Genomic DNA, 14,464 nt, shown 5'->3' on the forward strand with positions numbered 1-14,464 from the left:
AATTGATCGACATAATCGTCATTAAGGCCGAGGCGACCTGTACAAGGCATGTGGTGAGGAGACTTCAGTGCGATTTCCCACGAGGTTTGCAACGTTCAGTCTCACGGCCGTTGTCCTGGCCGGCGCTGTGACCAATTCGATCGCGGAAGAGCCGAGGGTACCTTCGCTGATTGGCTTCGAGGCCCTGCAACCGAAACTCGGCTCGCCGGGCTTGCGAATTCTCGACGTGCGATCCCGCGAGGATTACGAGAAGGGACATTTGCCCGGAGCCGTCTGGGTCGATTCCAAGGCCGTGCGGACCCTGACCTCGAAGCCTGGTGCCTTGACAGACTCAGGTGCCTGGACGGCCTGGATCGCGCCGCTGGGGATTACCGAAGAGCTTGAAGTCCTGATCTCCGATGGTGAGCGACAGTTGGATGCCGCTCGCCTCTGGTGGCTGCTTCGCTACCTCGGGGTCGAGAAGGTCGGGCTGATCGACGGCAATGTCGGACTCTGGAAGGCCGAGGGGCGTCCTCTTTCGACCGAGGTTCCGAGCGTCAAGGCGACTGCGTTCCCCGTCCGCCTGCGTGCGGATCGGTTCGCCAACCGCGACGACGTTGCCGCGGCCCTGAAGGGTGGAAGTGCCCAGGTCGTCGACGCCCGGAGCCTGGCCGAGTACGTCGGCGAGCGTAAATCGTCGAAGCGAGGCGGCCACATCCCGACGGCTTGCAGGCTCGAGTGGTCGGATCTCGTTGACAAGAACGGCCGATTCCTGAGCAAGGCCGAGTTGAAGGCGAAGGTCGACGGCCTCGGCCTGAAGGCCGGCGAACCGGTCATCACCCACTGTCAGGGTGGGGGTCGGGCCTCGGTCGACGCATTCGTGCTCGAACGCCTCGGCTTCCCGGCGCGGAATTATTTCCTCGGCTGGTCCGATTGGGGCAATGCCGAGGAAACACCGATCGTCGAGGGCGAGAAGGCCGGTGAGAAGCCCGCCAATCGCTGACTTGGGTATGGCGACCGGCGGATCCATGCCTTCATCTCTGTCTGAGGCTCATCGCACGAACGTCGATGGGCCTCAGACATTAATGAGTTCATCTCTGGTTCCGGTGCTCGGTGTGTGGCATTTTGCGGGGGTGGGCCTCGCTCCCCCGATGGGCCGCCAACACTCGAGAGATCACCATGAATCGCCCCTTGAAGCCCTCTCCTCGACCCTGTACGGCCAGTCCGGGCCGGGCCGTCTTGTCCGTCGCCTTTCTCGTCGGAATGGCCTGCCTGACGGCGGACCACGCAAGGGCCCAGGTGCCGGCCGCAACCGCGACTGGAATATTCGACAGTAGCGCGGACATCGGCGCAGTCCGAATTCCTGGCACCGTCGAATTCGACCAGCTCAAGGGAACCTATTCCGTCGTCGGCAGCGGCGAGAATATGTGGAGCGCCAAGGATGCGTTTCATTACGTCTGGAAGAAGTCGACCGGCGACCTGACCCTGGCGGCCGACATCGCGTTCCTCGGAAAGGGGACGAACCCGCACCGCAAGGCTTGCCTGGTGATCCGGCAGGACCTGGACGCCGACTCGGCTTATGTCGACGTAGCGAGGCACGGGGACGGCCTGACCTCGCTCCAGTTCCGCGACGCAAAGGGGCAGCCGACCAATGAGGTCCGCTCCAACGTCTCGGCCCCGAAACGACTCAGGCTGGAGAAGCGAGACAAGTACGTCACGCTTTTTCTATCGGGCGAGAACGGCGAACCCATCTTCTCGGGCGCGGCCGTGCGTATCGAGCTCAAGGATCCGTTTTACGTCGGGCTGGGGGTCTGCTCGCACGAGGCCGACGTGGCCGAGCAGGCCGTCTTCTCGAAGGTCGAGCTGGGCATCCCCCGGCACTCGGCCTCGCTGAAGCCCACGCTCTACAGCACGTTGGAGACGCAGTCGCTTAGCTCGAAGGACCGGAGCGTCGTCCGAGTGACCGACACTCACATCGAGGCCCCCAATTGGCTGCATGACGGCAAGACCTTGATCTACAACAGCAAAGGTCGGATCTACCAGATCCCGGCCATTGGAGGGACGCCCGAGGTGATTGACACCGGTTCCGCCATCCGCTGCAACAACGACCACGGAGTCTCGCCCGACGGCACCTTGCTGGCGATCAGTGACTCATCGGGGATCGGCCGGAAGTCGCGGATTTACAACCTGCCAGTGGGCGGCGGGTCGCCCAGGCTCGTCACGGAGCAGGGCCCCTCCTACTGGCATGGCTGGTCGCCCGATGGCTCGACGCTGGCCTATTGCGCCGAACGCGGCGGCGAGTTCGACATCTACACGATTCCCGTGATGGGCGGGAAAGAGACGCGACTGACCACCGCGACGGGCCTGGACGATGGCCCCGAGTATTCTCCCGATGGCCGCTTCATCTACTTCAACTCCGACCGCACCGGCACCATGCAAATCTGGCGCATGGAGATCGACGGCAGCGGGCAGCAGCCGGTGGTCGCCGACGAATACAACAACTGGTTCCCCCACCCATCGCCGGATGGAAGGGCCCTCGTCTTCCTCTCCTACGAGAAGGGCGTGACCGGTCACCCGGAAAACAAGGACGTCACCCTCAGACGGCTGACCTTGGATGGACTCAGGATCGACGTCCTCGGCCGATTCTTCGGCGGCCAGGGGACCGTCAATGTTCCTTGCTTCTCGCCCGACGGTAAGCAAATTGCCTTCGTCACCTATCAGCTTCTGCCATGAAGATTCCCTTCCTCTGGCAAATGTAAGACTTTCTCGGCACGGTGCTTGAATCACGCGGCCGATCTGGCGACGATGGCAACTTCTTTTCGAGATGCCCCTGGGAGTCTCCCCATGCGTCGCCAGCCAGGCCGCGGGTTCACGCTGATCGAATTGCTGGTTGTCATCGCCATCATCGCGCTTTTGATCGGTTTGTTGTTGCCTGCCGTGCAAAGTGCCCGCGAGGCGGCCCGGCGGATGCAATGCATCAACAACCTGAAGCAACTGGGCCTGGCGATCAACAACTATGAGGCCTCGCTGGGAGGCCTGCCGCCCACCTCGGTCATCGTCCGCAGGCCTGGCGGTGCGATCTGGACGTCTAACTGGGGTCCGCACGCCAGGATCCTGCCGTTCCTCGAACAGTCTTCCACCTACAACGCGATCAATCTCGATTCGGCCTATGGGCTGCTGGACAATAGCACTGCAACTGGGCAGGTCATCGAGGCCTATCTCTGCCCAAGCGAGATCCGTCGCGAGCCCATCGTCCATGCGACGTTCGGGCGAATTGGCGGTGTCAATTACGGCTTCAGCATGGGGGACTGGTACGTCTGGCAGGGGCCGGATGGCGGCCCGATCACCCGCTCGGCGTTTGGCGTGAACCTCAGCCGCAACTGGGCGTCGTTCTCCGACGGCACCAGCCAGACGATGCTGATCGCCGAGGTGAAGAACCAGCAACCCTACGTCCGCGATTGCGGTAGGCTCTCGCTCATCAACGATCCGGCAACGATCCCGGCGCCAGACGCCGATCCTCTGACCATCGCCCCGGAATATCTCGCTGGAGGATGCACCTTTCTGCTGAATGCGCACTCGCAATGGGCCGAGATGACCGTGCATCACAACGGGTTCACGACTGCCTGGCCGCCGAACAAGCGGACCCCGGGCGGGCCGAGCAGGTCGTTTCCCGACGTCGACCTGAACGGCAACCGCGAGCGCATCGGCGGGCCGACCTTCGCGGCCGTGACGTCGAGGAGCTACCATCCTGGCGGTGTCAACACCCTCTTCGGCGACGGCTCGGTCAAGTTCATCAAGCAGACCGTCAACGGCTTCGTCTGGCGGGCCCTGGGCACCGTCGCCGGCGGCGAGGTTGTCAGCTCGGATGCCTACTGATGTCACGATCGATCAGAGGGCAGTCGATGCGGACCCTGATTCTCTGGCCAGCGTTGATGGCAGCCCTCGCGGCCGGCTGCTCGGGCGATGCCGGGTCGGCCGCCGGCAAGTACGATTCCGCCCGCGCCCGCGAGGTTTTGACCGTCGCGCTCGACGCATGGAAAGGGGGAACGGCCCGCGACCTCACCCGCCTCAGACCGCCGATCCGGTTCGTCGACGATGACCACAAGGCGGGATTTCGCCTGGAACGTCATCAACTGGCCGAGCCCGACCAACCGATCCAGCCCTATGCGAGTGTTCCAGTCGACCTGACGCTCCGCGATGCGAGCGGTGCTTCGATCCGCCGCCGAGTGAGCTATCAGATCGGCCTCGAGCCCGGCCTGTCGGTCCTTCGCGGCGACTGAGTCGCGTCGTCCGGCTTATGGGGTGGTCCTGGGCTGCGGGCTGGCATCCCCGGGAATGAGGCCCATCGACCAGAGCACCGATTCCCGCCACATCTCCTGAAAATCGGGCCTGTCCCAGACCTCTTTCGAATGGCCCAGGCCGTTGTACAGAACTCGCCCCTTGCCATATTGGCGGGCCCACGCGACGGCGAAGTGCTTGTCCTTGCGGTGGATGCTCTTCTTCGAGAGGTCGACCTTGTCGGCATCGAGCCGCACCAGGACCCGGACGTCATCGCGCAAGAAATCTTTGATTTGATAGATTTCATCTTTGAGGGTGAAGCTGCGAGGGAGGTGCTTCATCCCCGGGAAGGACGGGTCCTCGACGATCAAAGGGGCCTCGAACGTTCCCCAGGGGTGTCCATCGAAGTAGCCACCTAGCATTTTGCCATACTCGGGCCAGCCCATGAACGTGATCGTGGCGCTATGGATGCCGAGGAAGCCCTTTCCGTCATCGTGCACGAACGAGATCAGGTCGGCCTTCTGGGAGTCGTCCATGTCCAGATTGCCGTCGGTGAAGAAGGCGACGGCGTCGTAGTCATTCAGGTTCTTGACTTCGTATTTCAGCTTCTTCTTGGTGATGTTGGTGCAGTCGGTGCGGAGGTCGGTCTCCCACTTCCCCGAGCTGCGCCCGAGGTTGTAGAGCGTGACCATGGCGGCCGAGACCGACTCGTGCTGATACCCTTTGCTCTGGCCGACGACCAGAAGCCGCTTCTTCTTCTCCTGCGCCGAGGCCGGGATGGCCAATCCCACGACCAGGCCCACGAGCATGATCCATCGCGTCGAGTTCATGAGAATCTCCCGATCGGTGATTCTGCCTGTGTGCTCGATCCTGCAACGGGCGGGCCACACCCCTCGCGTCACCTCGGTTGAACCGACGCGAGGGGTGTCCTGAATGGCTCAACGGCCGCTGACGGCGACGACCTCGGAGTCGATCAACTGGCGCATGAACTCGGCGGCGAGCTCGGCCTGGGTGTCGGCGTAATCGATGCCGACGGTCTGGCCGTTGATGACGGGGAGTTGATGGCAGAGCTCGTAACCGATGTAGCCGTCGTAGCTGATCTCGGCCATAGCGCGGGCGAAGTCGCGGTAGTACCGGTTCGTCTCCTCGCCGACGACGCCGTCGTTGCGTTCGAAGCCTCGGATCGATCCGTCGGCCTGGCGCTCGAACTCGCCGCCGAAGTGCGAGAGGGCCTGGAGCGACCCGACGGCGCGGGCCCCTTCGAAGATCCCGCTCGTGCTCCGGTCATTCATCAGCGGGGCGTCGAGGCAGAGTTTCAGGTGGGGCGAGCCAACCTCGCGGACCATGCGCAGCAGGTCGTGGTGGTCGGTAATCAAGGGCTTGTGATTCTGCAACGCGAGGGTTACCCCGGCGTCGCCTGCATAGCGGGCGCACTCGATGAGTGCCTCGCGGCACCAACCCCAGATCTCCTCGGTGGAGAACTTCTCGTGGACGATGGGCCAGTACCCCTCAGCGATGTCGTAGGTGGCGAGTTGCGGGTGGCGGGTGATACCCCACCAGGCGAGGAACACGCGGAGGGTGGGGGCTCCGAAGTCGGCCGTCATCTTGATCAGGTCGCGCACCGATCCGATCGCGGCCTCGCGGACCTCGGGCACCGGATTGCTGAAGTCGTTATTGGCCGCGACGGCGAAGATGTCGAGCCCTTCGCCCTCGGCGCGGGCTCGCAGGTCCTTGCACTTGGCGGGGGTCCAGTCGAGCGGGCAGCCGTGCGGTCGTTTCCCGTCGATCTCGATGCCGTCGTAGCCGTACTGCTTGGCCTTGGTGATCATCTGCGGCAGGGTCAGGGCCTCGCCGCGATACCAGAGGCCCATGTAAGTAATGCTATAAAGACCCAACTTCATCGGAGATTCCTCGATGGAATAAGGGGAAAGAAGCAAATGATGAGGCCGGTGGACGACCCGGTTTTCAGGCGAACGACCGGATCAGTCCGCCTTGCCGGCCGCCCAGAGGACGGCATTGTGCACCAAGCTCCGGTACGTGGGATGGCCGAACGCCGTGTGGCCGTGGCCGAGCTGGATCGCGACCACCTTGGCAGTGCTGCATGGGCCGATCCAGGCGACGTTGGTCTCGCTCGCGGGATTCTCCGTCGTCAGGAGGACCTTGATCTTGGGCGACATGAAGAGCTTGTTGTAAGCCTCATCATGGATGTGAAAGGGGGCGATTCCGGCCAGCACGGGGTGGTCGGTCGCGGGTGTTACGAAAAGTTCCTGGCCGTCCTTCACCCCCGAGCTAGGGCTGTCCCCCTCGCGCTGGAGGCGGTATCGTCCGCCGACGACCTCCTCGGACCACCACGCCCATTTCTGGAAGTTCAGCAGGGCGTGGTGCAGGACGACAACCCCGCCTCCCGCCTCGACGTAGTCGCGGAGGTTCTTCCGGCAGGTGTCGTCCAGCTCCCGGGTGAAGTCGTACATGATGACAACGTCATACTTGCCGCGGATGTCCTTCTTGAACGCGTTAGCGGCGGTGTCGACCGGCAGCCAGCCTAGGTCGTTGTGGCCCGCGAAGAGCGAGTAGAATTGGGCTTCGTGGTCGTGGCCGCCGGTGATGACCAGGCCCTTGACCGCGTCAGAGGTCGGGCGCGGGGGCGTAAATTCTGCGGGAAGGGTCACGGTCCCCGTCGCAGCCCATTCGGCGGCACGCGCCAGAGTGGCGATGACCTGCGGTTCGTGCAGTGCCGAGACATCGGAACCAAGGGCCAGCGTGATGACCCGACCCTTGCCGACCCTGGACACTGCGAGGACGGGTTGGTCCTTCGCGCCTCCGTCGGCCGTGGCGATCACCTCGGCATCGGGGCGGACGCTCAGGCCGCGCGGAAGGGAATCCGGCATCAGGAACCCGGCCTTCATGCCTCGGACGATCGGATGGTCGGGAAGGGTGATCTTCACCTCGACGAAGCGGATTGGTGTGGACGACCCGTCAGAGTCGATTGGCGACGAGGCCGGGATCGGCGTGCCGGCGAGTGCGCCGCGGGTTACGAGTAGGCCCTTTCCGGACTCGACGAATCCGGTGATGACTTTGTCCGCATCGGGGGCGGCACCGTTGACCACCACGAGGTCGAACCCTTCCAGGGCCGCGGAGGTCAATCCGGCGGATGTTTCGTTCACCTTGACGTCGAACCGGCCCGAGTCGTCGAGGATCCGTCGTAGGATCGGGGCCGTCTCTCGTACTCCAGGGTTCGCGTCGCCGCCCAAGATCAGGACCCGGACGGGACCTTCGGCCGAGGCCGTTCCGGGGTGGCCCACCAATAGGCAGGTGACCGCCAGAAAGGCCAGCATTCCGCGATTGATCCGCACGGCCATGAAAATCTCCTCTGACGAGCGGACGAATCCTGATCCATTGACATGAATCGCTGATCGGGCTTCCATGCCCCTGAGAGGCTCGTGACGGTGGAGTCCATGCGTCGGGATTATCGCCCTCCGTCAATCCAGCTCTTTGATGCTGACATTCTTGAACTGGACCAGGCTGGGGGGGCCGACCCAGACCCCGTCCTTCTTCGATCCGTGATGTTGAAAGGCGATCTTCCCTCGGGCGGGAAGCTGGGGGATGGTGGCCCCGGGGATCACGGTCACCCCATTGAGGACGACCTTGACCGTCTTGCCCTTCACGGTGATCTCGAAGTGGTTCCACTCGCCGACCGGCTTGTCGGCCTGATGGATGGGGGTGGCGGCTGCCTTCAACTCGGGCGACGACTTGGAGTCGGTCCGGATGCTGTACATCTCGCCCGAGCCGATGGGCCAGCACCAGATGTTGGTCTGGAAGAATCCGTCGCCTCGGAGGTAGACGCCCGAGTCGGCGTCGGGAAGCGGGACCCTCAGCTCCTTGCCCTTGATATCCTTCGCGTGGGTACCATCCGGCAAAATGTAAGGGATGCTCTTGTTGATGTACGGAGCTTCCTTGATCTTCCAGTCGAGCTGGAGGACGAAGTCTCCGTACTCCTTGTCGCTCCAGAGGGCCTTGTCCCCCTTCGCCTCGCTCTCGGCATCGTAGTCGATGACGCCGTCGACGACCTTCCAGTGGCCGCCGTCTCCCTCGGGAATCACCCAGCCCGTCAGATCCTTGCCGTTGAAGAGCGAGGTGAAGCCCTCGGGCGTGGGAGAGTCGGCCCCCCATGCCAGGGAGGCGGCGAGAAGCCCGGCAGCCGGGAGCATGGCGAGGCGCAATTTCATCATGGACGAGGTCCCCGATCGACTCCGGGGCGGCCCCAGCGCCGCCCGTCGGACGATCTGGACTATAACGCCGCCAGGCCCGGCGATTCTTGCTCGTCTGCGGCTAGATTTGGAACAGGAGCGGCAGCGCCTCCGCCCCTCGAGTAATGCTCGCGATAGTCGCGCGGAGTCCGTCCAAAATGGCGGCGGAATTCACGGGTGAAGTGGCTCTGATCCGAGAAGCCGCAGCCGCTGGCCACGTCCGCCAGCGGCTGCCTGGAGTAGACCAATGCGCGGCTGGCCATCCGCATCTGGAGCTTGCGCAGGTATCTCTGCGGGGTCAGGTGGAAGCTCGTCTGGAACTTGCGTTCGAAGGCACGGACCGACATGTGCGCCAGCTTCGCAAGCTGCCGGTTGGTGATCGGAGCCTGGTAATGGTCTCGCATGTGCGCCAACACCGGGCCGAATTCGAGCCCCGGGGTCGTCGCCTGCCCGGGTGCGACCAGCCGTCGCGTCAGGCCGGCCGTGCCGATCACCTTGCCGCCATCGCCCACGAGCGGGATCTTGTTGGTGACATTCCAGACGGCCAGGCCGCCGGGCTGGCCGACCTGCTCGATCCGATTGACGATCCGCCGGCCGGCCAGCACGTAATCGTCGTCCAGCCGAAACTGATCGGCCAGGAACGCGGGAGAGAGGTCGTAATCGGTCTTGCCCAGGACGTCCGAGGGCCCGGGGGCTGCCGAATCGTCGCGATCACGCAACGAGAACTCGACGAGGAACGCCCGGTTGACCCAGCAATATCGACCTGCGCAGTCCTTGACCCAGACGACGACGTCGTCGACGCAATCGAAGAGTTCCGCCAGTTGCAGCAAGGAATGGTTCGGCTTCATGGACCCGACCCCGGGCGTCCCGAGAAGCGCTCGGGCGTGGACCTGACATCATCGCGCACGGGGACCGACGACGCCAGCACTCGCCCTTGTTCGCCTGCCGGTCATTCGCCCAGGACCGGGCCGTGCGCGTCGATCAGGTGATGGATGGCCGCCGCGACCGCGCCTTGACGCTTGCCCCAACGTGCGCGGAGGATCCGGCAATCGGCCAGGGAGGGGGCTAGCGCCCTGCGTCGGGTCAGCTCCCGGACGCGATCAAAGAGTCCCTCGCGGACGTCGAAGAGGCGGCCGTGTATAAACAGGGTCGCCGGGTTCCAGAGATTGATCGCGGCCGCCACGGCGATGGCCAGGTACTCGCAGGCCAGGTTCAATTCCGGTTCGGCGTCGAGGGTGCCGGCCTGAATTTGTTCCCGGACCTCGTCGAGGGTGATCGGACTGCCTAGGCGTTCGGAGAGTCTCCGCGTGAAGGCGAGGTCGGTCGCGAGCGTCTCCAGGCAGCCGCGATTGCCGCACCCGCACGCCGGCCCGTCGAGGGCAACCGTGACGTGGCCAAGCTCGCCGGCCAGGCCGCTGTGCCCCTCCATCAGGCGGCCGTTCATCATGACCCCCACGCCCAGACCCGTGCTGATCTCGAGCATGACGAAATCGTCAAGAGTCCCGGGGGCGCCGTACATCCGCTCGCCGAGGCAGAGAGCCCGAGATTCCTGATACATCACGCATTCGACGCCGAGCCTACGGCTCAGGTCGCGGTCGGGCGATCGACCGTCGGTGATGTGCAGATTGGGCGAGAGCATGGCCAACCCTGTCCGGGCATCGATGAGGCCCGGGATGCTGATCCCGATCGCGAGCGTTTTCACCCCGTCGCGGCCGATCAGGCGGGTCGTTTCCCGGGCGATTTCGTCCAGCAGGCCGTCGTAAGTCTCGGGGGAAGGGAAGCTGGCCGAGTCGACCTCGCGGATCGTGCCGTCGAGGCTCGCCGAGACGACGTGACACGACCCAGCATCGAGGACGACCCCGATGACTTGAGCACGATCCTGGGCCAGTCGGATCAGCGTCCCGGGTCGTCCCTGGGCACCCATCTGCGAATCGCCCTCTTCGAGGAGTCCCGATTCGAGGAGGACGCCGACGGCCTTCGAGACCGTCGGAGCGCTGATTCCGGAGAGCCTGGTCAGGTTGGCTCGTGTACATGGACCGTGGTCGCGGAGCACTTCCAAAACCCTGCGAACCGTCATCCGCCGCAGGAGTTGGGGCTGGATCAAGGACGTCATGGGCAGCCGCTCCCGGGAGAGGAGAGGGTGGGTCTGGGCCGAATCTCAGGCGAGGATCTCGCGCACCACGCGGCCGCTGACGTCGGTCAGTCGCTGGTTGCGCCCCTCGTGGAAATACGTCAGCATCTCGTGATCGAGGCCGAGCAGGTGGAGGATCGTGGCGTGGATGTCATTGAGGTGGACCTTGTCGACCACCGCTTCGAAGCCGAAGTCGTCGGTCTCGCCGTAAGCGATCCCCCCCTTCACGCCGCCGCCGGCCATCCACATGCTGAAGCCGTAAGGGTTGTGATTTCGGCCCTTCTCGCCCGGCCCCTCGCTGAATGGCATCCGGCCGAACTCGCCCCCCCAGACCACGAGCGTGCTCTCCAGCAACCCCCGTCGGTCGAGGTCGGTGAGCAACCCCGAGATGGGGTGATCGATCTCGCCGGCGTGGCGAGAGTGGTTGTCCTCGATGTTCACGTGGGCATCCCAGGTGTCGTCGAGGTGCCCGCCGCCCGAGTAGAGCTGGACGAACCGGACACCGCGTTCGACCAGCCGGCGCGCGACCAGGCAATTGCGGCCGAATTCGTCGGTCTGCGGCGTGCCCACACCATAGAGTTGCTTCGTCTCATCGGTCTCGGTCGAGAGGTCGACCGCCTCGGGCGCCTCGGCCTGCATGCGGTAGGCCAGCTCATAGGACGCCGCTCGGGCGGCAAGTTCCTGGCCTCCGGGGCGGGCGTCCAGGTGTTCCTGGTTCAGGCGGGCGAGCAGGTCGAGCTGTTCGCGCTGCGGTTTTCCGCTGAGATATCCCGGCCCTTGAAGGTCCAGGATCGGATTGCCCGTGGGGCGAAACAGGGTCCCCTGGTAGCCCGCGGACATGAAGCCGCTCGACCAGTTGGGCTGGCCGCTGATCGGGCCGCCCCGCTTGTCCAGGATCACGACGTAGCCGGGCAAATTCTGGTTTTCGTTGCCCAGGCCGTAGACGGCCCAGCTTCCCAACGAAGGCCGGCCGATGAAGGTCTTGCCCGTGTTCATGGCCACCAGGGCCGAGCCGTGAGCGTGGCTGTCGGTGTGGCACGAACGGATCACGGCGAGCTTGTCGGCGTGCTCGCGGACCTTGGGGAAGTAGTCCGAGACCATCAGGCCGCTCTGGCCGCCGGGGCGGAACTTGCGGAAGGCGGGCGTGAGGAAGCCCATCTTGCGGCCGCCCGAGTTGATGAACTTCTTGTCGGCAGGCAGCGGCTGGCCGGCGTACTTCTCGATCGCCGGCTTGGGGTCGAACGTGTCGACCTGGCTCGGGCCGCCATTCATCATCAGGAAGATGACGTTGCGTGCGGTGCCGGGGAAATTCCCCGCGCGGGGGAGCAGCGAGGTGCGGTTGGCGTCGGCCCCGGCCGCTTTGCGCGGGAAGAACCCGTCGCCGGCCAGCATTCCGGCCAGAGCCGTTCCGGCGAAGCCTCCGCCCATCTCCCAGAGGAACTCACGGCGAGACTGGCCGCAGGGGAAGAGACGTCGGTCGCTCATCGGTCTTGCTCCGTTGGCAATCGCCGTCAGTCGACGAAGATGAATTCGTTGGAGTTGATCAGCACGTGGCAGAGCGACGCGAGCGCCAGGTCGTCGGCCCTGGAGTCGCCGCCGAGCCGTCCACGCTGCCGGTCCAGATGGTCGACGGCCGCGGCTCGCTCCGCGTCGCTCGGCGTCCTGGAAAGGACAAGTCGCCAGGCCGCCTCGACTCGGGCGGCGCGATCGGTGCCGCCGAGCACGATGGCGCGGTCCGCGACGGCACGGCTCTGGTCGTGGGCGAATGCCCCGTTGAGCAGGGCAAGGGCCTGGGGCGCAACCACGCTCACGTCGCGCTGGCCGCACGGAAGGGTAGTGTCGCAGAAGTCGAACGTCGTCATCATCGGCGACAGCAGGCTCCGACGCGAGTACATATAAATGCTGCGTCGGCCCTGCTCGCTCGCGGGCGATGGCTTCGTGTCGCCGGTCTTCTGAGAAAGTCCTTCCAGGGCCTCGGGGCTGAACTCGGGGCGGAAGCTCGGTCCGCCGACGCGGAAGTCAAGCTTGCCGCCCACCGCCAGGATCGCGTCCCTCAACGACTCCGCATCACGCCTGCGTCGCGACCCGCGCCAGACGAGCGAGTTATCGGCATCCCTCACCGACTGCGTCGCGTCGTCGGGATGGATCGACGCCTGCTGATAGGCCCGCGAGGTCATCATCAGGAATTGGAGGTGCTTTGTCTTGAGGCCACCCTTGGCAAACTCGTCGGCCAGCCAGTCGAGCAGCTCGGGATGCGTCGGCTTCTGGCCTGTGAAGCCGAAGTTATCGGGTGTGCTCACCAACCCTCGGCCGAAGTGGTGTTGCCAGAGCCGATTGACGTACACGCGGGATGTCAGCGGATTGGTGGGTTCGTTGATCCAGGCGGCCAGTTGCAGCCGACGGCCGGTCGTCTTCGCCTCGGCCGGCGGCGGCGAGAACGGCTTGTCCAGCCGAGGGACCATCGCCAGTACGCCCGGCGCCACCACGGCCCCGGGTCGGGTGTGCTCGCCCTTCTTGAGCAGGTGCAGATCGGCGGGATTGCGCGAAACATCGGTCCAGCCCAGGACGTCGTACCCCAACTCTTCCTTCGTCGGGCCGCCCAGGAGCTTGCCGTCGCGAGGCTCGATCGGCCCGGACCAGAATGAGGCCGCCACGCGGTAATAGTCGGTCTGCGGGATCGGGTCGAACTTATGATCGTGGCAGCGGGCGCACTTGACGGTCATCGCCAGGAAGGCCGTGGTCGTGGCGTGGACCATGTCTTCCAGACGCTCATATTTGTAGTCTTGCGGGTCGTTCGGTTCGTCGTTCCAGGTGCCTAGCCGCAGAAAGCCGGTGGCCACGACGGACTGCTCAGTCCGGTCGCCGACCTCGTCGCCGGCGATCTGCTCGCGGACGAACCGGTCGTAGGGCATATCCTCATTGAACGCGCGCACGACCCAGTCGCGATACTTCCAGGCCCCCGGCTTCTCCTGGTCGCGTTCGTACCCGCTCGTCTCCGCGAAGCGGGCCAGGTCGAGCCAGTATCGGCCCCAACGCTCGCCATACTGCGGCATGTCCAGCAAACGCTTGACCAGTCGCTCGTAGGCGTCGGGCGCGTCGTCGGCAACGAACGCATCGACTTCCGCGGCGGTGGGCGGCAGGCCCGTCAGGTCGAAGTAGGCGCGGCGGATGAGCACGCGCCGATCCGCTTGCGGGGCGGGGGTCAGTCGTTCGGCTTCGAGCCTGGCGAGGATGAACGCGTCGATCGGGTTCTTGACCCAATCTGTGCGGCGGGTCGTGGGCTCCTCCGGGCGTCGCACCGGGGCAAGCGCCCACCAATCCCTTCCGGCCCTCACTTCGGTCGTCCGCTCGTCGCGGTCAAGCGTCCGCCCCACGGGCCAGATCGCCCCTCCCGCAATCCAGGCCTGTAACGCCTCGATTTCCGAGGCCGCTAGCTTCTGGGAATGCCCCTGCTTCTTCGGCGGCATCTCGCCGTCGACAACTCGCCCGAGCAGGAGGCTTTCTTCGGGCTTTCCCGGCTCAATGACCTCGCCACTGTCGCCGCCACGACCGAGCGACCTGGCGTCGGTGAGCACCAGGCCGCCCGCGGGCGAAGTCTCGCCGTGGCACTCCAGGCAACGCATGATCAAGATCGGCGCGACTCGGGTATCGAAGTCGACGGACTCGGCGGCCAGCCCAGGGCCGGCCAGGGCGAGGGCCATGATCCCGACGATCAGGCCACGTGGTCCACCGAAGATTCCGGCTGAATGACCCATCGGCGTCCTCTCAGGTCGGGCCGCGAGAGAGCCCGAATGGCCCGTCGAACAAGCCGCCTACGAGTTTGGAAGCT

General features: G+C 64.9%; 12 protein-coding genes. 4 read left to right on the forward strand and 8 right to left on the reverse strand.

What is annotated here, in order from left to right; all coding sequences use genetic code 11:
• Positions 1-67: 67 nt before the first annotated feature.
• The 4 genes from EP7_RS04360 to EP7_RS04375 all read left to right on the forward strand — a co-directional run bounded on the left by EP7_RS04360 (position 68) and on the right by EP7_RS04375 (position 4,259).
• A complete protein-coding gene (locus EP7_RS04360) occupies positions 68-982 on the forward strand; it encodes a sulfurtransferase (protein WP_463526369.1) in 915 nt (304 codons plus the stop codon).
• 176 nt (positions 983-1,158) lie between these two features.
• On the forward strand, positions 1,159-2,712 hold the full coding sequence (locus EP7_RS04365; protein WP_463526370.1) for a TolB family protein: 1,554 nt from the start codon (positions 1,159-1,161) through the stop codon (positions 2,710-2,712).
• A 111-nt stretch (positions 2,713-2,823) separates the two neighbouring features.
• Positions 2,824-3,855 (forward strand): DUF1559 domain-containing protein, encoded by a 1,032-nt coding sequence (locus EP7_RS04370; RefSeq protein WP_463526371.1) that lies wholly within the window; start codon positions 2,824-2,826, stop codon positions 3,853-3,855.
• A gap of 26 nt (positions 3,856-3,881) precedes the next feature.
• Positions 3,882-4,259, forward strand: a complete 378-nt coding sequence (locus EP7_RS04375) for a hypothetical protein (RefSeq protein WP_463526372.1) — start codon at positions 3,882-3,884, stop codon at positions 4,257-4,259.
• 15 nt (positions 4,260-4,274) lie between these two features.
• Here the strand turns inward: EP7_RS04375 and EP7_RS04380 are convergent, their stop codons facing one another.
• From EP7_RS04380 to EP7_RS04415, 8 genes are all read right to left on the reverse strand, one after another.
• Complete coding sequence (locus tag EP7_RS04380; RefSeq protein WP_463526373.1) at positions 4,275-5,087, reverse strand: ThuA domain-containing protein; 813 nt, start codon at positions 5,085-5,087, stop codon at positions 4,275-4,277.
• A gap of 108 nt (positions 5,088-5,195) precedes the next feature.
• Positions 5,196-6,158 carry a sugar phosphate isomerase/epimerase family protein gene (locus EP7_RS04385; protein WP_463526374.1) on the reverse strand — a complete coding sequence of 321 codons (963 nt, stop codon included), beginning with the start codon at positions 6,156-6,158 and terminating at the stop codon, positions 5,196-5,198.
• Between the two features lie 81 nt (positions 6,159-6,239).
• The gene (locus EP7_RS04390; RefSeq protein ID WP_463526375.1) at positions 6,240-7,616 is read right to left on the reverse strand and encodes a ThuA domain-containing protein; all 1,377 of its coding nucleotides are present in this window, start codon (positions 7,614-7,616) and stop codon (positions 6,240-6,242) included.
• A gap of 120 nt (positions 7,617-7,736) precedes the next feature.
• On the reverse strand, positions 7,737-8,486 hold the full coding sequence (locus tag EP7_RS04395; protein WP_463526376.1) for a 3-keto-disaccharide hydrolase: 750 nt from the start codon (positions 8,484-8,486) through the stop codon (positions 7,737-7,739).
• Positions 8,487-8,545: 59 nt separating this feature from the next.
• Positions 8,546-9,352, reverse strand: a complete 807-nt coding sequence (locus EP7_RS04400) for a helix-turn-helix domain-containing protein (protein WP_463526377.1) — start codon at positions 9,350-9,352, stop codon at positions 8,546-8,548.
• A 101-nt stretch (positions 9,353-9,453) separates the two neighbouring features.
• A complete protein-coding gene (locus EP7_RS04405) occupies positions 9,454-10,617 on the reverse strand; it encodes an ROK family protein (RefSeq protein ID WP_463526379.1) in 1,164 nt (387 codons plus the stop codon).
• Between the two features lie 45 nt (positions 10,618-10,662).
• On the reverse strand, positions 10,663-12,120 hold the full coding sequence (locus EP7_RS04410) for a DUF1501 domain-containing protein (RefSeq protein WP_463526380.1): 1,458 nt from the start codon (positions 12,118-12,120) through the stop codon (positions 10,663-10,665).
• Between the two features lie 26 nt (positions 12,121-12,146).
• The gene (locus EP7_RS04415) at positions 12,147-14,390 is read right to left on the reverse strand and encodes a PSD1 and planctomycete cytochrome C domain-containing protein (RefSeq protein WP_463526381.1); all 2,244 of its coding nucleotides are present in this window, start codon (positions 14,388-14,390) and stop codon (positions 12,147-12,149) included.
• Between the last annotated feature and the right edge of the window lie 74 nt (positions 14,391-14,464).

Source organism: Isosphaeraceae bacterium EP7 (assembly GCA_038400315.1).
GTDB lineage: Bacteria > Planctomycetota > Planctomycetia > Isosphaerales > Isosphaeraceae > EP7.